18 protein-coding genes, 1 other RNA gene and 1 pseudogene are annotated in these 20,322 nt (G+C 50.4%); 8 read left to right on the forward strand and 12 right to left on the reverse strand.

Going from position 1 to position 20,322, the window contains the following annotated elements; translation table 11 throughout:
• Nucleotides 1–5 precede the first annotated feature (5 nt).
• From KHQ23_RS16340 to smpB, 7 genes and pseudogenes are all read right to left on the reverse strand, one after another.
• Nucleotides 6–1,131 (reverse strand): annotated as a pseudogene (locus KHQ23_RS16340) (hypothetical protein).
• Between the two features lie 35 nt (nucleotides 1,132–1,166).
• Nucleotides 1,167–1,382, reverse strand: coding sequence for an AlpA family transcriptional regulator (locus tag KHQ23_RS16345; RefSeq protein ID WP_015958823.1), 216 nt, complete (start codon nucleotides 1,380–1,382; stop codon nucleotides 1,167–1,169).
• A 474-nt stretch (nucleotides 1,383–1,856) separates the two neighbouring features.
• Nucleotides 1,857–6,173 carry an AVAST type 2 anti-phage system protein Avs2 gene (gene avs2, locus KHQ23_RS16350; protein WP_228296224.1) on the reverse strand — a complete coding sequence of 1,439 codons (4,317 nt, stop codon included), beginning with the start codon at nucleotides 6,171–6,173 and terminating at the stop codon, nucleotides 1,857–1,859.
• Nucleotides 6,174–6,492: 319 nt separating this feature from the next.
• Nucleotides 6,493–7,137: a hypothetical protein gene (locus KHQ23_RS16355; RefSeq protein ID WP_015958821.1), complete on the reverse strand. Its 645-nt coding sequence runs from the start codon at nucleotides 7,135–7,137 to the stop codon at nucleotides 6,493–6,495.
• Nucleotide 7,138: 1 nt separating this feature from the next.
• Entirely contained in the window at nucleotides 7,139–8,386 is a 1,248-nt protein-coding gene (locus KHQ23_RS16360) for an integrase domain-containing protein (RefSeq protein WP_015958820.1), read from the reverse strand.
• A gap of 166 nt (nucleotides 8,387–8,552) precedes the next feature.
• Nucleotides 8,553–8,915, reverse strand: a transfer-messenger RNA (tmRNA) gene (gene ssrA / locus KHQ23_RS16365).
• Between the two features lie 144 nt (nucleotides 8,916–9,059).
• Nucleotides 9,060–9,542 carry an SsrA-binding protein SmpB gene (gene smpB, locus KHQ23_RS16370; protein ID WP_002914164.1) on the reverse strand — a complete coding sequence of 161 codons (483 nt, stop codon included), beginning with the start codon at nucleotides 9,540–9,542 and terminating at the stop codon, nucleotides 9,060–9,062.
• Between the two features lie 149 nt (nucleotides 9,543–9,691).
• Here smpB and KHQ23_RS16375 point away from each other — a divergent pair, with 149 nt between their 5' ends.
• Together KHQ23_RS16375 and KHQ23_RS16380 are read left to right on the forward strand one after the other, a co-directional pair.
• Nucleotides 9,692–10,129: a type II toxin-antitoxin system RatA family toxin gene (locus KHQ23_RS16375; protein WP_004145683.1), complete on the forward strand. Its 438-nt coding sequence runs from the start codon at nucleotides 9,692–9,694 to the stop codon at nucleotides 10,127–10,129.
• Complete coding sequence (locus tag KHQ23_RS16380) at nucleotides 10,119–10,409, forward strand: RnfH family protein (RefSeq protein WP_004145682.1); 291 nt, start codon at nucleotides 10,119–10,121, stop codon at nucleotides 10,407–10,409. Before KHQ23_RS16375 ends, KHQ23_RS16380 begins: the two co-directional genes overlap by 11 nt.
• A 65-nt stretch (nucleotides 10,410–10,474) precedes the next feature.
• Here the strand turns inward: KHQ23_RS16380 and bamE are convergent, their stop codons facing one another.
• The 3 genes from bamE to nadK form a co-directional block, all read right to left on the reverse strand.
• On the reverse strand, nucleotides 10,475–10,816 hold the full coding sequence (gene bamE, locus KHQ23_RS16385; RefSeq protein WP_002914160.1) for an outer membrane protein assembly factor BamE: 342 nt from the start codon (nucleotides 10,814–10,816) through the stop codon (nucleotides 10,475–10,477).
• 147 nt (nucleotides 10,817–10,963) lie between these two features.
• Entirely contained in the window at nucleotides 10,964–12,625 is a 1,662-nt protein-coding gene (gene recN / locus KHQ23_RS16390; RefSeq protein WP_004174799.1) for a DNA repair protein RecN, read from the reverse strand.
• Between the two features lie 86 nt (nucleotides 12,626–12,711).
• A complete protein-coding gene (nadK, locus tag KHQ23_RS16395; RefSeq protein ID WP_047693830.1) occupies nucleotides 12,712–13,590 on the reverse strand; it encodes an NAD(+) kinase in 879 nt (292 codons plus the stop codon).
• Nucleotides 13,591–13,714: 124 nt separating this feature from the next.
• Here nadK and grpE point away from each other — a divergent pair, with 124 nt between their 5' ends.
• Complete coding sequence (gene grpE, locus KHQ23_RS16400) at nucleotides 13,715–14,305, forward strand: nucleotide exchange factor GrpE (protein ID WP_002914155.1); 591 nt, start codon at nucleotides 13,715–13,717, stop codon at nucleotides 14,303–14,305.
• Nucleotides 14,306–14,424: 119 nt separating this feature from the next.
• Here grpE and KHQ23_RS16405 read toward each other — a convergent pair whose 3' ends face one another.
• The gene (locus KHQ23_RS16405; RefSeq protein WP_004149392.1) at nucleotides 14,425–15,711 is read right to left on the reverse strand and encodes an HlyC/CorC family transporter; all 1,287 of its coding nucleotides are present in this window, start codon (nucleotides 15,709–15,711) and stop codon (nucleotides 14,425–14,427) included.
• A 19-nt stretch (nucleotides 15,712–15,730) separates the two neighbouring features.
• Nucleotides 15,731–16,522, reverse strand: coding sequence for an inner membrane protein YpjD (locus tag KHQ23_RS16410; protein ID WP_002914153.1), 792 nt, complete (start codon nucleotides 16,520–16,522; stop codon nucleotides 15,731–15,733).
• A gap of 163 nt (nucleotides 16,523–16,685) precedes the next feature.
• On the opposite strand from KHQ23_RS16410, the gene ffh reads away from it, so the two are divergent.
• The 5 genes from ffh to rplS all read left to right on the forward strand — a co-directional run bounded on the left by ffh (nucleotide 16,686) and on the right by rplS (nucleotide 20,311).
• Nucleotides 16,686–18,050, forward strand: a complete 1,365-nt coding sequence (ffh, locus tag KHQ23_RS16415; RefSeq protein ID WP_002914152.1) for a signal recognition particle protein — start codon at nucleotides 16,686–16,688, stop codon at nucleotides 18,048–18,050.
• A gap of 259 nt (nucleotides 18,051–18,309) precedes the next feature.
• Complete coding sequence (gene rpsP, locus KHQ23_RS16420; protein ID WP_002914149.1) at nucleotides 18,310–18,558, forward strand: 30S ribosomal protein S16; 249 nt, start codon at nucleotides 18,310–18,312, stop codon at nucleotides 18,556–18,558.
• An 18-nt stretch (nucleotides 18,559–18,576) separates the two neighbouring features.
• A complete protein-coding gene (gene rimM / locus KHQ23_RS16425) occupies nucleotides 18,577–19,125 on the forward strand; it encodes a ribosome maturation factor RimM (RefSeq protein ID WP_004150977.1) in 549 nt (182 codons plus the stop codon).
• Between the two features lie 31 nt (nucleotides 19,126–19,156).
• Nucleotides 19,157–19,924 carry a tRNA (guanosine(37)-N1)-methyltransferase TrmD gene (gene trmD, locus KHQ23_RS16430; RefSeq protein ID WP_002914147.1) on the forward strand — a complete coding sequence of 256 codons (768 nt, stop codon included), beginning with the start codon at nucleotides 19,157–19,159 and terminating at the stop codon, nucleotides 19,922–19,924.
• Between the two features lie 39 nt (nucleotides 19,925–19,963).
• Nucleotides 19,964–20,311: a 50S ribosomal protein L19 gene (rplS, locus tag KHQ23_RS16435; protein WP_002914145.1), complete on the forward strand. Its 348-nt coding sequence runs from the start codon at nucleotides 19,964–19,966 to the stop codon at nucleotides 20,309–20,311.
• Nucleotides 20,312–20,322 lie beyond the last annotated feature (11 nt).

Consider the following 20,322-nt stretch of genomic DNA (forward strand, 5'->3'; position numbering starts at 1 on the left):
GGCACTCAGATACTGAGGATGCGGGAGGTGAGCCGGTAGACCCTGGCTTTGCCGATCTCCGGCAGGCGAACCTGCGACTGGTATTTCCCGTCGCTGCCGGGCAGCAGGCATTCTGCTTCCTGGCATAATCTGGCCGCACTTGCGGGACTGAATCCCCGGCATATTTCCCGCCAGCCCTCCGGCAGGATGAAGAACAGCGTGTGTTCCTCGCCCGTCAGCGGATCTTTTTCCACCCGGCGAAAGCCCACCATATTCAGCGGGCGGTCCGGGCCATCCCACGAGGCAAAACGGCTGTACTGGTGCGCGGTGATGAACCGTTTGATCTGCGCCAGCACGCCTTCATCCTCCTGGTTGGCAATATGGCCGCGCTCGTTCAGCCAGGCGTGCAGGCAGATCCGGACCGCCTCATACGCCGTGCCTTCCTGCCAGCCCGTAATGCCCTGCAGCGTCGCTATCTCTCCGGCCACCGCCAGCAGCGCAAAGCGGGCCACGATGCGCTGCACCTGATTTCCGGCGTTGTCCGGCATCAGGGCCGTCTGGTAGCGGCGAAGTAACTCTCTCGCCAGCGTGGTGCTGGCGTCCAGGTCGCCGGTGAGGAAGGTCAGCCAGGCACGAAAGGCGGTGCCGTGGAAGCGGGCGACCCGGTCGCAGAGGGGAACAGATGCGCTGGGGCTGGACGTCGCTTTCGCCGTCGCGTCGTTCGGTGAGCTTGTCAAACCACAGCGCTTCTTCATCGAGGCGGAAGTGATCCGGCAGGATATCGGAAGGCCTTTCCTGTCGCAGGCGTTCAAGCTGCCCGGTCCAGTTCTCCAGTAACTCACCGTCAGGGCTCATCAGCCGGGCCATCTGCACACCCGCGTGCGCCAGTTTTACGGCGATTTTCAGCAACTCCTCTTCGCGGATATCGCCGGTGCGAAGTACCCGGACGTAAAGCGTGTCGGGCCTGATTATGGTCAGGTTGTCCAGATCGGCCAGTTCATCCGGGCCGAGTACCACCGGAGGAATATCATCTTCCCGGTCAGGATCTTTTCGCCAGTCGCGTGAGGTCTCCCATGCCAGGCTTCCGGCAAGGATCACCACTTCGAGCGTGCGGTCCGGAGACTGCTTACAGAGAAAAGGGGCGCGTTTCATGATGAGGTATCGGTCGGCTCATCCCTGAGCGTGGATTAACGGATGGCGGTACGGCGCTGCTGCCACTGGCGGATTTCAGCGGCATCGAAAACCACCAGTCGGGAAGATAGGTGGACGGGGCGGGGAAAGTCGGTGTTTTTAATCAGGCGGTAAACCGACGATTCACTCATCGCCAGAAACTGGACCACCTGCCGCATACGCACATTGCCGCTTTCGGGAAAAGCATCGTTATTGTCAGCACGGGTTTTCATGATTGCACCTCACGGGAACAGAGTATCGGAGCGGTTATAGCGCGGAACGGGGAGGGGAGGTATAGGTCCGGGTGAAAAATGGGAATCCGGATAAAAAATAATTAGTCCGAGAAGATTTAATTGGCTGGCAAAATCAATAGAATTTAGTTAACTTACTGAAATTGAGAGTTTTAATTCCTATGATTCTTATTGGGAGTTGATGTTCAGAGGTTAACGGATGGCAATGCACTACTACAAAAACTCCATTAACGTTAAGCTAAAAGCTAAAAGCTAAAAGCTAAAAGCTAAAAGCTAAAAGCTAAAAGCTAAAAGCTAAAAGCTAAAAGCTAAAAGCTAAAAGCTAAAAGCTAAAAGCTAAAAGCTAAAAGCTAAAAGCTAAATCATTGATAAAAACTTGATAATGAGAATGTCGTGAATTAGTTAGCAGCACAAATAGGTCTCTATCTGTGCTACAATTTCAAGTTAAAGGAAATATCAAGATGAATATATTTTGTTTGCTCCAGTCAGTTTTCCATCGTCGTAAGAAAAAAAACCACTGAATTCTATACGACCATACTGGTGAGTTGAACTTAAGGACCCACCGATAACACCTTTTTCACCAAGAAGCGTCCACACTATTTCTAGATTATTTTCATTCAACATTTTTAAGAACGGCTCTTTCTTAATTAACAAATGTGCTTTTGAGTTATTTAAAGCTTCAGTGGCGAAACAAACTATACTTCCATATTTATCCTCATAACTACCTTCATATTTACCATCTTTGAGGCCCATCTTGTCGAAAATTAAGCTGGTTGGTTTGAGGAAACTTAAAGTATCTGTTTTTGATTTATCGAACTCTTCTTCCCATAAATAATTGATCGATGTGACGCTTACATCAGCAATTTTAGCTCCAGAATCTTGATCTGTTACAGAACTCCAATCTAAACTGCCATAATAATCTGATTTAAAATAATGGAATGCTTCAGACCAATAATACTCTCTATTAAATAATTGATACCTATTGCTTCCTTCTGGCATCCACCTGCCCATGTAGTGTTGGTTTTCTGCCCAATTTTTAAGAGCATTTAATTCTGTTGTTCTAACTAAATATCCTCTGATTTGACACCAAACTTCCTTTCGAGGATGCCCCCACTCTTCATTACCGATAGTTTTAGGTTCTTTCCATGAGGGATAGCTTTCTAATATCAACCATTCAGTACCATTGTTGTCATTGACTTCAATCAGTCCATATGGATTACTTATCGTGGAAGGATTGCTAACCCATTCTTGAAAAGTACAATCCCAATCAAATACTTCTTTAGTATCCCACCACATTTCTTGTTGGGTTAACTCTTTTGTTCCTGTATTTTTGATTAAAATGGTTGGATCTATATCTCTTACATATGGATCCCAAGGTCCTTGATAAGGATTTTCTTTGCGTTCATCTCCATACCCATCAAAACGAATAAAATTATCAGAAAGCATTGCCATATATTCATAGTAAGAAATCCATTGATATTTTTTCCCAATTCGCTCTTGTAACGATTCTCTTCGTCCGCGCCCAGAGCCTACCTGCTTATCAAAATCACCATGAAGTTTTGGATCCCAACCAAGGTTAATAACACGATTAAAAATCATGCGTTCAGCAATTCTTAGATCAAAATATTTATCGGTTTCGAGCAGATTATTATTGTGATCTAAATATTTTTCTATGTCTCTTTCAAATGTAGCTAATAAGTCCTCTGGCAATGATTTCTTGAACGCGGATTTATGGGAAAGAACTTCCTCCTCACTCTTTCTACCTATTGCTACACCATATTTAATAAGTGTATTACCGAATGAAATGCTTTTATAATTTTTATCGTAAATAATAGGGTCTGTAGAGTCGTAGAGCGCTTTTTGTTCGTCTGACAATTGACCTAGAAAATCGTTAAAAATTTTTTTGCGATTAATAGGAGTTTCACCAAATTTACAACCAGACCAATTTGAGTGATTATGATTTGTTCCAATAGTATATCTAGAAAAATCTCCTCCACCCATTATGGATCCCCAAAGTGACCAATACCCATCCTTTTTATAAAGTGATTGAAGTTCTTCTTTGGTTGGTATATTTTCAGGCCATTTACTTTTGTATGGCGGCTTAGTTTTGGATAGGTCGAGTCCTTCCGGTATCAATTGAAGATGTGAAACATACTCTATAATCTCTCTCGCATAGTCTCGTAATAGAATATGTGGATACACATATTTAGGTTGAAACACTTTGGCAAAAACTGTCTCTGCCAATTGACTTAGCTTATTATGATTCTTTGTTCGCAATGTGCAACCTAGGGCTACAGCAAACACTCTCTCCCAAACATATGGATCATTTATCCCATCGAATTTATTGATTATCCTAATTAAAACGGAGATACGTTCCTCTAACAAATTAACCAATGCTTTAGTTGTACAATCCCTTAGCTCTCTATTAGTTGAAGTTAAAAACCAGCATAGAGTGGTTGCAACTAACTCTATCGAATCATCTGATATATAGCTTTTATCAGTCCCACTCCATGCCCAGTCAATCAAATTTTTAAATGCTGAGTCTTCACTATATCTATATTTTAACGCAGTAGTCCAAAAGGCATCTCGATTTGGTAAAGAATGCTGTAATAGCCAGTTATGTAAGAAATTAGCATTGAAAGGATGTTCTTCTAATCCAGAAATAGATATTAGCGTCTCAAGAAAATGACTAAAACTATTATCGAAACCGAGTACTTGCTTGTTTACAAAAGGCTTAATTTTTTCAAAATCAATTGCTGCGGAATCCCTCCAAACTAAGCGATCGATAAAAGCAGTCACTAAATTATAATTGTCACTGTAATTAGGCAGTAATTCATAAATTTCTTTTCCATATTTTTCTGGTGATTGAATAGATAAAGCCTCAATGATTCCTTGATTGCGATAAAAACTGTATTCATCATTGAAGTATTTTTGAAGAGAACCTCCTGTTTTAAATTCATCTTCAATGTTATCAACACCATTTAATAAATAGTTAACTGTTAAATGATCATCAAATCTTTCAAAGGATATATAAACGACCTCTTCAACAGAGTTGTCTTCATTGCGAACGATACCTTTGGTCAGTATTCCTTCATCTATCATAGAGCTGAGAAATGTTTTATCGTTCACATAGTCTTTAACAACAGACTGGACAGCTGTATGAGCATCCTTAAGAGCAATACTATTTCTGCCATTAGCTAGTTTAACTTTAATTAATTTATTGAGAGCATCACTAACTAATGGGAAACTAGGATCGAAATTATATCTTTTGTGAGAGGATAGTGACTTATTTACGCCTTCAACAAAAAAACTTAAGATCTTAGAAATCCCATGAAATCCTACAGGGACTTTTGTCAGACCACTTTTCTTTATCCCCTCGCATAGTAACTTAAGAAATAAAGGGTTTTTAAACTCTGGATTTAAATTAGGTGATGATGGTCTTTCTATATTATAATTATCATAAAATAAGTTAACAGCTTCCATCTCTTTATTCTTAAAACCCAAGTGTTCATAAATTTCAAAATTATTACGAGAGATCCGTTCGTTTGAGATAGTAATATCTTTATATGTTGATCTGACTGATATTATAAGGCCAAGCCATTTAAAACTTCTTATTTCATCAACGAAGCTATTGATGTTATCTTCCCAAAAAATGTTACCATTCCCTTCGTTTATTGCATCAATAAATATCAGGAATCTTTTCCCTTGTTTTTCACCATAGAGATTTAGCTTTTCAAGAAATTCTGAGGATACAGTGTTTAGCTGTAGCCTTTTTAAAATTTGCACCCAAGGGGATTCATCAGTTGTAAGTTGCTGCCCTAATAAAAATAGAGATGGATATCCTGTTTGAATTCTTGATTCGATGATATCAGCAAGCAAATGAGACTTACCAATCCCAGCTTCTCCTTCAAGGAGCAGAAATGGGTTATTCGATAATTTTACCGTTATAGAATTGAGAAATATATATAAAGTGTCACACTCATAATAAAATTCTCTTAAGTCTCTCAAAATTGATGAATACTTATCGCTAAAACTTGTTGTCTTATCCGGATTTTCCTTTTCCTCGATTTTCCATAGTGTCGACTCCGCCTCAGAAATGTATTTTTGACAATTTGAGATATATTCATTAAATTTATTGATTGGAATGCTTTTGGATTCGTGAAAATCAATTTTTAGAAACAGAATTGAGGTGTCTGTTAAGGCTTTAGAAATCAAAGCTAACTGCTCACGTATTTCATCGCAGTTTCGAAGATTGTTTCCTTTGATCAAGAAATTATCGATATGTTCGTAAAATATTTTGGAAAATTTGTTAGTTTTCCCAAGCCCTTCGAAGATATCTGCGATCTCTAATTTTAAATTTAGTTCGGGTGTGTAACGTCCTCCTAAATCAGCTATAGCTTCTCTATTTTTATTATTTAACCAATTATCGTTTAAGTGAAAAGTAAATTTTTCATCAAATGATTGCAGCAAAAGTTTTATCTGAATGATCTCATTGCTTACATCGAATATCTTATCTTTATAAGTCTCCTCAATGTGGAGTTTTTTTAATTCTTTACAGTTGTTTATTTTTAGTAAAAAAATTTTATAGAAAGTTTCAAGTTGTTCTTGAGTTGGTGGGATGACATTTGGATATTCACTGAATTTTTGCAACAAATAATCTTTATCTGGTAATTCTTTGAATAAAATATGCTCATTCAATGTTTCAAACAATAGTTGAGATTGGTAAAATGGAATTTTTATACTATCGATGGGGAATTTTTTTTTCGAATTCAATAGCCGTTTCTTCAATTATTCTATAGAGCTGGTTAACATAGTTGTTTTTGGGGAATAATTTCTTTTTTAACCATCCGTAACCTTCTTCTGCAATGAACTGATCAATAAATTTTGTTGCGACATAAATTGATACTGTTGTAACTGATATTGGATCCATACTCAACTACCCCTCAATTTTTTGATGATATCCATGTCTTCTAATATGGGTTGAACCCCACAAGAGAAAAGTATTTCTAAAGTTCCTCTGTGAATCTCAGCATAGTATAAGAAGTTAAGATTTCCTTCTTCAACTTTCAGTCCCTGTTCAAGAAGTATATACCTACTTCTCCTTCTCTCGTCCCATTTTCAACACCTCATAAAACGTCCCTCGCCCAAGCCCGTCTGACGGCAATTCACGCTCCTGCGCTAGCGCTCTCAGCTTTCGAAGTATCCTATCCGAAGCCGGTTTATCAGACGTCCCATAACGCCCGTCAGTCTCCTCAACCAGAAGCTGAACCAGCAGCCAGCAGAGCCTGGCAGTATTCTCCCGCGCTTTGTCGCGTTTATGCATCCCACGCTGGGAAGGTTGTGCTGAAGTAGTGAGATCTGGTAGCGCGTCGTCACCGAGCGTCTTCAGCCACTTGCGGCCACGGCTGTTGCGTGACAGTTTCATCACCGCCTTCAGGCTGCGGGCCTTAATTTCTGGCGGCGTCAGTTCGTCATCAATAAGCCGCCAGGCCAGGGCGAACATCTCATCGGCATAGAACATGCGTTTGTTCGCCGGGGCGCTGACCATGCCAGTGGCTTTGATGGTGCGACTGATGGCGTCGTGTAGGATACGGTAATTCTCCTGATGTTCTTCCGGCAGGGCGTTTGCCGGTTGGGAAGCATCAAGGCCGAGAAGCAGAAGGGCGAGATGCCGCGCTTCCAGCAGCGGCATATCGCATTCCCGTTCAAACAGATTCTGACGAATGGGACTGGTCACATTATTCTCCTTCCACGATCCGCAGCGGTTCTTCTTCACCGAGCAATGCCTGCCGTCTGGCGGCATCAACGTAGTTTCCCCACCACTGCATCAGCGGTCGCCTTTGTTCCAGATAGTCGCTGCGGTTGTAGGCCGCTTCGATCTCGTCTTCTTTCTGGTGTGCCAGCGCAGATTCCAGAACTTCACGGGGGAAATGACCTGCTCCCGCCGTTCGGGCAATACTGCGCATACCGTGGGCAACCAGCTCACCGCCGAACCCCATACGAATAAGCGCGGCGTTCGCGGTCTGCTGGTGCATATGCTCCAGTGGTTTGCGGATGCTGGGGAACACCCACGGACGATGGCGGCTGACGGGCTCCATGATCTGAAGAACGCGCAGCGCCTGTTTGCTGAGAGGCACAGTGTGCGAACGGTTCATCTTCATAAAGGTGTCGGGGATGCGCCATTCCGCTTTTTTCATGTCGATGTCGCACCAGCGGGCGCTGACGGCTTCGCCGGGGCGAACCCAGGTCAGTAGCTCCCATTCGATAAGGCAGCGGGTTTCCTTGCGGATAGAAGCGTTCTGTAAGGCCAGCATCAGCCTACCCAGTTCACTGGGGTGAAGGGCGGGCATGTTCTGCTTTTTCGGTTTCTTGAAGCGGGCGACCAGGTTGTCAGCCGGATTGAACTCGATGAGCTCTTCGGAGATGGCAAAACGGAAGATTTCATTGAGCCGTGAGATCACCCGCCGCAGCGTTTCCAGTATGCCCTGTTCTTCCAGTAGCGTGAGGTGTTCCTTGAGCATCTTCGGGCGGATCTCAGTGACGGGCGTGTTACCCAAAGAGGGGAAGACGTGCATCTCCAGCGAGCGCCAGACATCTTTGGCGTGATCTTCGCTAAGATCGCTAGTCCGTTTTTTCTCTTTGAGCCACTGTTCCGCAACTTTTTCCAGCGTGCATTCATTCTGGAGTCGTTGCTCCTCTGCAACCTGCTCCAGATGGGCCTGCGGGTCGATGCCCTGCACAAGTAAACGCCGGTATTGCAACCTGAAATCTCGCGCCATGGCGAGGGTGACTACCGGGTAGGGGCCAATGCTGATTTTGGTCCGTTTTTTCAGCGCCGGGGGAGCGTATTCGAAGTACCAGATCTTTCTGCCGGATGGCTTAATCAACAACGCCAGTCCGTCGCCATCGCGCAGCATATACTCAGTCTTCTGCGGTTTGGCGGCAGCGATCTCGGTATTGGTTAGGGATTTCAATACCTTAGGCATGTTTTTGCACCTTGTTTTTTTAGCGTCCAGGCAACGCGGTACAAAACAAGATACATAATGCTCAAGATTCATACAGAGATCATGACCACACATGCAACAAAAAAGCCTGCAACTCGTTGAAGTTACAGGCTTTTTTAAGGTTCATGATGCATCATGAATGAATGTTTGGTGGAGCTGGCGGGAGTTGAACCCGCGTCCGAAATTCCTACATCCTCGGCACTACATGCTTAGTCAGTCTTTACATTCGCTTGCCAGCTGCGGACAGACACGCCACTAACAAACTAGCCTGATTAGATTTAACGCTTCAACCCCAGGCAGGGCATCCACGCGATCTCTTTTGGGTTTGACCTCTCTTTGATCCCCGTCTTAAGAGCGGAAGCTAGGGAGAGAGGGCTCAGAGCAGGTTATTAAGCTGCTAAAGCGTAGTTTTCGTCGTTTGCGACTATTTTTTGCGGCTTTTTACGAGGCCAACCGCCCCTCGGCATGCACCTTGGGTTTCGCAAATCCCGTCGAATCCAGAATCAGCCCCAATGTGTAGGTTAAGTATAACAGATTTGTGAATGTCGTTACCAGCCCCATCACGCAGGATTATTTCAGCAGGATGGACGAAAAAGCAGCATCAACAAGGATATAGCGTAAGGGCCAGCGAGAGTTGGCCCTCGGGGAGGGGAAATTAACGTCCGGCGTGCTTCATAATACGCGCCTTATCCAGCGCCCATTCACGATCTTTCAGGTCGGTACGCTTGTCGTGCTGTTTCTTACCTTTGGCGACGCCGATTTTCACTTTGCACCAGGCGTTCTTCCAGTACAGCGACAGGGCGACGACGGTGTAACCTTCGCGGTTAATGCGGCCGTACAGCGTGTCGAGTTCGCGCTGGTTGAGCAGCAGCTTACGGGTGCGCGTCGGGTCGCAGACATAGTGGGTGGAAGCCACGGCCATGGGCGTAAAGTTGGCGCCGAACAGGAAGGCTTCGCCATCCTTCAGGATGACATAGCTATCGCCGATGTTGGCTTTGCCTGCACGCAGGGATTTGACTTCCCAGCCCTGCAGGGCGAGACCAGCCTCGTATTCATCTTCGATAAAGTATTCGTGACGGGCGCGTTTATTCAGCGCAATGGTGGCTGATCCAGGTTTGTGGGCTTTTTTCTTAGTCATAATGTCCTGAAGTCATCGTCTTATACACAGTTACCTCGATCGCATCCTGCGAGGTGTACTGCGCATCTTAGCACGAGTTGCGGCACAGCGTTTTTTTTAGCAGCAGATAAATGATATTATTTGCACTGTGTTTAAATGTGGAACCTGCTATGCCTCAGATTAGCCGTACTGCGCTGGTGCCTTTCAGCGCGGAACAGATGTATCAACTGGTAAACGATGTGAAGTCCTATCCTGATTTTCTGCCAGGCTGCACCGGTAGCCGCGTGCTGGAATTCGGGCCGACGCAAATGACGGCGGCGGTTGATGTGTCCAAAGCCGGCATCAGTAAGACCTTCACCACACGCAATACACTGACCAGCAACCAGAGCATTTTGATGAGCCTGGTGGATGGCCCGTTCAAGAAGCTGATTGGCGGCTGGAAGTTTATTCCGCTGAGCCCCGAGGCCTGCAAAATAGAATTCCATCTCGATTTTGAGTTTACCAATAAACTGATTGAGATGGCTTTTGGTCGGATCTTCAAAGAGCTGGCCGCTAACATGGTGCAGGCGTTCACTTCGCGCGCCAAAGAGGTTTACAGTGCCGGCTAATATTCGTGTTGAAGTCGCCTACGCGCTGCCTGAAAAGCAGTATCTGCAGCGGGTCACGCTGGACGAGGGGGCGACGGTCGAGCAGGCGATTATCGCCAGCGGTCTGCTGGCGCTGCGTGATGACATCGATCTGGCGAAAAACAAGCTGGGTATCTATAGTCGTCCGGTAAAGCTGCATGACGAAGTTCACGACGGCGACCGGGTGGAAATCTATCGTCCGCTGATCGCAGACCCGAAAGAGCTGCGTCGCCAGCGGGCAGAGAAAAGCGCCGCAAAGTAACCTGCAGCAGACCGACTATCAGCCATAAAAAAGCGCTCATCGAGCGCTTTTTGCTTTTCCGGGCCTTACTGACTGGTCAGCGCAGGCTTGTTATCAATGTTAGTCAACACACCGCCGCTGTTGAAGGTCAGGGTTAGGGTCTGCTGAGTCACTTTCTGGTGGCCCGGCTCCTGACGGAAGACATAGAACCAGGTATTGGTGCCGAACGGATCCGTCATCATTGGCGTCCCCAGAGCATAAGCTACCTGCTGTTGCGTCATACCGACACGAATTTTTGCTACATCGTTTGGTGCCAGATAGTTACCCTGGTTGATGTCAGGACGGTAAACCACTCGTTCCAGAGTGGAACAGCCTGCGGTCAACATAAGAAGAACCGCTGCGGCAGCAGTCAGCGTTTTACAGCGCATAGTGATTTGATTCCTTTTTGGGCCCGAGCAGTACGTGGCTCATCTGTAATATGCCGATAATAATAGACCTTCGCGCCGTTGGAAACCTCCGGCTGCAGGTCAGCAGGCAATTTGCTGTTCACTATGACCCTGTGAAAATCAAAAAGTTTACGCTGCAAGCAACTCTTTCGCGTTCGCCAGGGTGTTGCGCGTGACTTCGCTGCCGCCCAGCAGACGGGCCAGCTCCTGCAAGCGAGCACGTTTATCCAGCGGCTGCATATGGGTTTCGGTCATCTCGCCATCGGTCTCTTTGCAGACAAAGAAATGATGGTGGCCGCAGCCTGCGACCTGCGGCAGGTGGGTCACGCACATCACCTGCGTGGACTCGCCCAGCTGGCGCAGCAGCTTGCCGACCACGGCGGCGGTCGGGCCGCTGATGCCGACGTCCACTTCGTCGAAGATGAGCGCCGGGGTTTCCATTTTACGCGCGGTGATCACTTGAATCGCCAGCGCAATGCGCGACAGTTCGCCGCCGGAGGCCACTTTGGCGATTGGCTGCAGCGGCTGACCGGGGTTAGTGGTGACGCGGAACTCAATATGGTCGGCGCCGTCGGCGGTGAGATGGCGTTCATCGAACGCGACCTCAATCGCGAAGACCCCGTGCGGCATCGAAAGTGAGTGCATACTTTCGGTGATAAGCTGGGTCAGCTCGTCGGCGCTGGCCTGGCGCAGGGCATGCAGCTGGCGTGCGGTCTCCAGCGCCAGCTGATGATGTTCGACCACCTGCTGGCTGAGGGATTCCAGCGAGCCGGCGCTGTCGTCCAGCAGGCGCTGCTCTTCCAGCATCGCCTGATAAACCGCCGGCAGCTCTTCCGGCATCACCTGATGTTTACGCGCCAGCGCGATTTGTCGGGAAATCCGTTGCTCAAGTTCAAACAGACGGTTCGGATCGAGATCCAGACGGTCATGGTAGTGGCGCAACTCGTCGCTGGCCTCGCTGAGCTGAATGGCCGCCTCTTCCAGCATATCCAGGACGCCGGAAAGCTTGCTGTCCATGCCCACCAGCTCGCTGACCAGCTGCTTCGCGGTATAAAGCTGGCTCTGCAGATTGGCCTCTTCGCCGTCCGCCAGTACCGTAAGGGCGTGCTGGCAGGTGCTGAGCAGCTGGCCGCTGTTGGCCAGGCGCTTGTACTCTTCGTCAATCTGCTCGAATTCTCCCGGCAGCGGGTTAAATTCGTTCAGCTCTTTAAGCTGATACTGCAGCAGATCGGCGCGGGCGGCGCGCTCCTGGCTCTGCTGCTGATGCTGGGCCAACTCGCGGCAGCTCTGGTGCCACTGGCGATAGTGCTCGGCCATACGCTGAGTAAGCGCATACTCACCGGTATAGCCGTCGAGCAGCGTTTTTTGGTGTTCGGGTTTGGTCAGCAGCTGGTGGGCATGCTGGCCGTGGATCTGGATCAGCAGCTGGCCCAGCTCGCGCAGCTGCGAGAGCGGGACGGCGGTGCCGTTGATGAAGCCGCGCGAGCGGCCGTCGGCGCTGATCACCCGGCGAAGTAAACACTCACGCCCGCTCTCCAGCTGATTCTCTTCCAGCCAGCGCTGGGCGGCAGGGGTATCTTTCAGCGCGAAGCGCGCGCACAGGTCGGCACGGGTGGCGCCGCGACGCACCATGTCGGCTTCCGCTCTGCCGCCGAGGCACAGCCCCAGCGCGTCGATGGCAATGGATTTCCCGGCGCCGGTTTCCCCGGTGATGGCGGTCATGCCGCTGTGGAAATCAATTTCCAGTTCACGAACGATAGCAAAATTACTGATGGTGAGTTGCGCCAACATAGCTGCCTTCCTGTATGAAAAACCAATACTGTGTTTTCGTACAGTATAAACTGGTTTTTTATCCAGTAAAGAGGCAGCCGTGAAAATCAGAACATTTTTTTCGACCAGCCGAGCTTGGTGCTTAATGTATTGAAATAGCTGTAATCTTTAGGGTGAATCAGATTGAGGTGATAATCACAGCGGCGAATGAGGACATCTTCGCCATCCTGGATCGGCAGGGCAATCTGGCTGTCGCAGCTGATCTCCAGATCGCTGCAGCGGTGAGAGAAGCGTAGGCGGATGGTGCTGTCGCCGTTGATCACCAGCGGTCGCGCTGAAAGGGTGTGCGGGAACATCGGCACCAGGGTGATGGCGTCCAGCGACGGCGTAAGGATTGGGCCGCCGGCCGACAGCGAATAGGCGGTGGAGCCGGTCGGAGTGGAGATAATCAGGCCATCGGATCGCTGAGAGAACGCAAAGACTTCGTCGATATAGACTTCGAACTCAATCATATGCGCCACTTTGCCGGGGTGCAGCACCACTTCGTTGATGGCGGTGCTGATACGTTTCTGGCAATCCTGCTGACACACCTGGGCCTCCAGCAGAAAGCGTTTCTCGGCGATGTAGTGGCCTTCCAGCACGTCGGCGAGCTGCTGCAGGGCGTTGTCCGGGTCAAGGTCGGTGAGAAAGCCGAGGTTGCCGCGGTTAATGCCGATGACGTTAATGTCGTAACGGGCCAGGGTCCGCGCCGCGCCGAGCATATTGCCGTCGCCGCCCACCACCACCGCGAGATCGGCCTGTTGGCCAATCTCCGCCAGCGTGCCGGTTTTCACGTTGCTGAGCTGAAGTTCATGGGCGATCTGCTGTTCAACCAGCACTTCATACCCTTTGCTGCACAGCCAGCGCCAGAGCATTTCATGTGTGGTCAGGGCGGTGGGGTGACGAGGATGTCCCACAATGCCGATACACTTGAAATGGTTCTTCATGATCTGGATGTCCTTGCGTTAAATGAAATAGTGACAATCTGTCCGCTTCCCTTGAAACCCGGAAACTGATCCCCATAATAAGCGAAGTTAGCGAGATGAATGCGAAAAAAACGCGGAGAAATTCATGAGTAGTAAAGAACAGAAAACGCCTGAGGGGCAAGCCCCGGAAGAAATTATCACGGAGCAGCACGACGACGTTGAGGCGGTAGAGCCTGAAGTTTCGGCTGAGCAGGTGGATCCGCGCGATGAAAAAATTGCGAATCTGGAAGCCCAGCTGGCTGAAGCGCAGAAACGTGAACGTGAAGTGATGCTGCGTGCCAAAGCCGACGAAGATAACCTGCGTCGCCGTACCGAGCAGGATATCGAGAAAGCGCACAAATTCGCGCTGGAAAAATTCGTCAATGAACTGCTGCCGGTGATCGACAGCCTGGACCGCGCGCTGGAAGTGGCCGACAAGGCTAATCCGGAGCTGGCGCCGATGGTGGAAGGGATCGAACTGACCCTGAAATCTATGCTGGACGTAGTGCGTAAGTTCGGCGTGGAAGTGATCGCCGACACCAACGTTCCGCTGGATCCGAACGTCCACCAGGCCATTGCGATGGTCGAGTCTGAAGATGTGGCGGCGGGCAACGTGCTGTCCGTGATGCAGAAAGGTTATACCCTGAACGGCCGTACTATTCGCGCCGCGATGGTGACGGTAGCGAAAGCGAAATAACGCTTGCTGCCTTGCTCAACGGCTGCCTGCGGGCGGCCGTTTTTTGTGTCATCGCTGCTGACGCGAGATAAAAAAACGGCGGGCCGCAGCCCACCGTGATATTAATTCCTTCGCTCGCGCTACTCCGCGACGCTCTCGCGTAATGATTTCACCGGCATCACTTTCACCTGTTTGATCATGTTGTCCTGCACGTCGAGGATATCTATATCGTACTGCTCAATGCGCACGCGGGTGCCCGGGACCGGGATCTCTTCCAGCGCTTCGAGGATAATACCGTTGACGGTGCGGGCTTCATCTTCCGGCAGGTGCCAGTTAAACGCTTTGTTGATTTCGCGAACGTTGGCGCTGCCGTCGATAATCACCGTGCCGTCGTTAAGCGGGGTCACTTCCTCCGCCAGGGTGGGTGACATGGAGGTGGTGAAGTCGCCGACAATCTCTTCAAGAATATCTTCGACGGTGACCAGCCCCTGAATATCGCCGTATTCATCGACCACCAGACCGACTTTCTTTTTATTGCGCTGAAATTTCACCAGCTGGGTGCTGAGCGGCGTGCCTTCCGGCACAAAGTAGATCTCATCTGCCGCCCGCAGCATGATCTCTTTTGTGAACTCTTTCTTCTCCGTCATCAGACGGTAGGCTTCGCGAACGCGCAGCATGCTGATGGCATCGTCCAGCGAATCGCGGTAGAGCACGATGCGGCCATGCGGGGAGTGGGTCAGCTGGCGGACGATAGATTTCCAGTCATCATTGATATCGATGCCGACAATCTCATTGCGCGGCACCATGATGTCGTTAACGCTGACCTTCTCCAGGTCCAGCACCGACAGCAGCATATCCTGATTGCGTCGTGAGATTTGTGAACGGGATTCATTCACAATCGTGCGCAGTTCATCTTTGCTCAGGGCGCTGCTGATGACGGTATCGGTGCGGATGCCCATCATGCGCATCAATATGCGGGTGATGGTATTCAGCAGCCACACCAGCGGCATCATCAGCACCTGCAGGGGCGCCAACAGGAAGCTGCTGGGGTAGGCGACCTTTTCCGGATAGAGGGCGGCGATGGTCTTCGGCAGCACTTCGGCAAATACCAGCACCACAAAGGTAAGTACGCCGGTGGCGATCGCGACGCCGGCGTCGCCGTACAGGCGCATGCCGACGATGGTGCCCAGCGCCGAGGCGAGAATGTTGACAAGGTTATTGCCGATCAGCACAAGGCTAATCAGGCGGTCCGGCTTGCGCAGCAGCTTCTCCACGCGCTTGGCGGGGCGGTTGCCTTGTTTCGCCATGTGGCGCAACCGGTAGCGGTTCAGCGTCATCATGCCGGTTTCGGAACCGGAGAAATAGGCAGAGATAATCACCATGACGATCAGCGTTATGATCAGCGTGGTGGTGGAGATATGTTCCACGTAGGATTCCTTAAAAGACTTAGCTCACGAACTGCTGCAGCACGCGGCTACCAAAATAGGCCAGCGTCAGCAGACCGGCGCCAGCGACGCTGAACCAGACCACACGACGTCCGCGCCACCCTTCATGATAGTGCCCCCACAGCAGGACGATATAGACGAACCACGCAATAATCGACAGCACCGCTTTATCGATATTTTCGCTGCTGAACAGATTGTGCATGTAGAACAGGCCGCTGCACAGCGTCAGGGTCAGCAGCACCACGCCGACCTGGGTGATGTGGAACATTTTGCGCTCAATGCTCATCAGCGGCGGCATTTCGCTGCTGAAGGCCAGCTTTTTATTCTTGAGCTGGTAGTCGATCCACGCCAGCTGCAGCGCATACAGCGCGGCAATGATCAGCGTGGCGTACGAGAAGAGCGACAGGCCGATATGCACCAGCATCCCCGGGGTGGTTTCCAGGTGGGTAATATATTCGTTAGGCACGAAAGTGGCGAAGGCCAGGTTGATCAGCGCGAAGGCATAGACGATAGGCAGCAGCAGCCAGCCGCGATTGCGCGAGGCCACGATAGTCATCACCGTACAGATCATCAGGCTGACCAGCGACCCGACGTTCAGTAAGCTGAGATTTTGCCCGCTCTCGCCGCCGGGGAATATCCGTGCTTCCAGCGCAAAAGCATGGCAGATCAAGGCGATAGTTGCAGATAAAATCGCCATTCGCCGCCAGCTGCTGTTTTTTTGCAGCAAGCCGGGGATAATCAGCGCGAGGCTGACGGAGTAGGCGACAAGGGCGAGTAGAGCAAAAACAGGCATAGGTGTCGGCTGTTGGCTAAATAAGAAAGAGAAGCAGTATAACGTTAGCAGGCCTCTGCTCCAACCGTTGCAGCACATTCAGATTGATGTCGTGTTATACTCCGCCACATTCGTTTTGTGTGTCGCTGCGGCGACCGACCGTTTCCACCTCAGGCGAGAGACAATGTTTGATAATTTAACCGATCGTTTGTCGCGTACGCTGCGCAACATTAGCGGCCGCGGACGCCTTACAGAAGACAATATTAAAGACACCCTGCGCGAAGTGCGCATGGCGCTGCTGGAAGCGGACGTTGCGCTTCCGGTGGTCCGTGATTTCATCAGCCGCGTCAAAGAGAGCGCGGTCGGCCATGAAGTCAATAAAAGCCTGACCCCGGGTCAGGAGTTCGTCAAAATCGTCCGCAACGAGCTGGTGGCGGCGATGGGCGAAGAGAACCAGACGCTCGACCTGGCCGCGCAGCCGCCGGCCGTGGTGCTAATGGCTGGCCTGCAAGGTGCTGGTAAAACCACCAGCGTCGGTAAGCTGGGGAAATTCCTGCGCGAGAAGCACAAGAAGAAAGTGCTGGTCGTTTCCGCGGACGTTTACCGCCCGGCGGCGATCAAACAGCTGGAAACCCTGGCCGAGCAGGTCGGCGTCGATTTCTTCCCGTCTGATGTCGGGCAGAAGCCGGTTGATATCGTCAACGCGGCGCTGAAAGAAGCGAAACTCAAATTCTACGACGTGCTGCTGGTGGATACCGCCGGTCGTCTGCACGTTGACGAAGCGATGATGGACGAAATCAAGCACGTCCACGCCGCCATTAACCCGGTTGAAACCCTGTTCGTCGTCGATGCGATGACCGGTCAGGATGCGGCGAATACCGCGAAGGCCTTTAACGAAGCGCTGCCGCTGACCGGCGTGGTGCTGACCAAAGTGGACGGCGACGCCCGCGGCGGCGCGGCGCTGTCGATTCGCCATATTACCGGCAAGCCGATTAAATTCCTCGGCGTCGGCGAGAAAACCGAAGCGCTGGAGCCGTTCCATCCGGACCGCGTCGCTTCCCGTATCCTCGGCATGGGCGACGTGCTGTCGCTGATCGAAGATATCGAGAGCAAGGTTGACCGCGCGCAGGCCGAGAAGCTGGCCTCCAAGCTGAAGAAAGGCGACGGTTTCGACCTCACCGACTTCCTTGAGCAGCTGCGCCAGATGAAAAACATGGGCGGCATGGCCAGCCTGATGGGCAAGCTGCCGGGCATGGGGCAGATCCCGGACAACGTGAAAGCGCAGATGGACGACAAAGTGCTGGTGCGTATGGAAGCGATCATCAACTCGATGACCCTGAAAGAGCGCGCTAAGCCGGAAATCATCAAAGGTTCACGTAAGCGCCGTATCGCCGCCGGCTGCGGCATGCAGGTGCAGGATGTGAACCGTCTGCTCAAGCAGTTCGACGACATGCAGCGCATGATGAAGAAGATGAAATCGAAAGGCGGCATGATGAAGATGATGCGCGGGATGAAAGGGATGATGCCGCCAGGCTTCCCGGGTCGTTAAAAACAAGGGCATAAGGCTATCTTGTTTGCCATTTTAGCGCCGGGGTGTGCTCGCCATCCTCACGTACTACCTGTACGTTCCAGTGGTTGCGCACACGCTGGTACTAAACTGGCTGCACCGCCGACGGCCTTTTACAGCAGACTTATCAACTGCTGATTGCATTTTCCCCAGAAATCAGTAAAATTTTCGGGCTTTTAATATGACACCGGGCTCCGTTCCTCGATGGGGCCCGGTTGTTTTATTCACACAAGAGGATGTTATGGTAACTATTCGTTTAGCACGTCACGGCGCTAAAAAGCGTCCGTTCTACCAGGTTGTTGTCACCGACAGCCGTAATGCACGCAACGGTCGCTTCATCGAGCGCGTTGGTTTCTTCAACCCGATCGCTAACGGTGCGGAAGAAGAAACTCGCCTGGATCTGGATCGTATCGCTCACTGGGTTGGCCAGGGCGCTACTGTTTCCGATCGCGTTGCCGCGCTGATCAAAGCCGCTAACAAAGCAGCTTAATCTGTCACGGTGGTCATGATGAGCAAGCAACACACCGCGCAAGCACCTGTTGATCCGATCGTATTGGGGAAAATGGGTTCTTCCTACGGTATCCGTGGTTGGCTCAGAGTGTTTTCCTCCACCGAAGACGCCGAAAGCATTTTTGACTATCAGCCCTGGTTAATCCAGAAGGCGGGTCAGTGGCAGGTCGTTGAGCTGGAAAGCTGGCGCCACCACAATCAGGACATCATCATCAAGCTGAAAGGCGTTGACGATCGTGATGCCGCGAATCTACTGACTAATTGCGAAATTATCGTGGATTCATCGCAGTTGCCGGAGCTGGAAGAGGGTGACTACTACTGGAAAGACCTGATGGGCTGCCAGGTAGTTACGACGGAAGGCTATAGCCTCGGTAAAGTCATCGATATGATGGAAACCGGGTCGAATGACGTGCTCGTCATCAAGGCAAACCTGAAAGATGCATTTGGTATCAAGGAGCGGTTGGTTCCGTTCCTCGATGGGCAGGTTATCAAGAAAGTCGATCTCACTACGCGTACTATCGAAGTAGATTGGGATCCTGGTTTTTAAATTCTCCGGATAAACGGTAAAAGACGGCGCTATGTGGATTGGCATAATTAGCCTGTTTCCTGAAATGTTCCGCGCAATTACCGATTACGGGGTAACTGGCCGGGCAGTAAAAAATGGCCTGCTGAGCATCGAAAGCTGGAGTCCTCGCGACTTCACGCATGACCGGCACCGTACCGTGGACGATCGTCCTTACGGCGGCGGACCGGGGATGCTAATGATGGTGCAACCCTTACGGGATGCCATTCATGCAGCAAAAGCCGCGGCAGGTGAAGGCGCGAAGGTGATTTATCTGTCACCTCAGGGACGCAAGCTTGATCAAGCGGGCGTCAGCGAACTGGCAACGAATCAGAAACTGATTCTGGTGTGCGGTCGCTACGAAGGGATAGACGAGCGCGTAATCCAAACCGAAATTGACGAAGAATGGTCAATCGGCGATTACGTTCTCAGCGGTGGTGAGTTACCGGCAATGACGCTGATTGACTCCGTTTCCCGGTTCATTCCGGGAGTACTGGGCCATGAAGCATCGGCAACGGAAGATTCCTTTGCTGATGGGTTGCTGGATTGCCCCCACTATACCCGTCCTGAAGTGTTAGAGGAGATGGAAGTACCGCCAGTATTGCTGTCGGGAAACCATGCTGAGATACGTCGCTGGCGTCTGAAGCAGTCGTTGGGCCGCACCTGGCTTAGAAGACCTGAACTTCTGGAAAACCTGGCTCTGACTGAAGAGCAAGCAAAGCTGCTGGCGGAGTTCAAAACTGAACACGCGCAACAGCAGCATAAACATGATGGGCAGGCGTGAGCCCCCAATATCAGTTTACCCAGGATAAGAGATTAAATTATGAGCAACATTATTAAGCAACTTGAACAAGAACAGATGAAGCAGGACGTACCTTCCTTCCGTCCGGGTGATACCGTGGAAGTGAAAGTATGGGTTGTTGAAGGTTCCAAAAAACGTCTGCAGGCATTCGAGGGCGTGGTTATCGCTATTCGTAACCGCGGTCTGCACTCTGCATTCACTGTTCGCAAAATTTCCAACGGCGAAGGCGTTGAGCGTGTCTTCCAGACTCACTCTCCGGTAGTTGACAGCATTGCTGTTAAACGTCGTGGTGCTGTACGTAAAGCTAAACTGTACTACCTGCGTGAGCGCACTGGTAAGTCTGCTCGTATCAAAGAGCGTCTTAACTAAGATTCGCTTTC

The organism is Klebsiella sp. 64 (genome assembly GCF_018223915.1).
GTDB lineage: Bacteria > Pseudomonadota > Gammaproteobacteria > Enterobacterales > Enterobacteriaceae > Klebsiella > Klebsiella pneumoniae.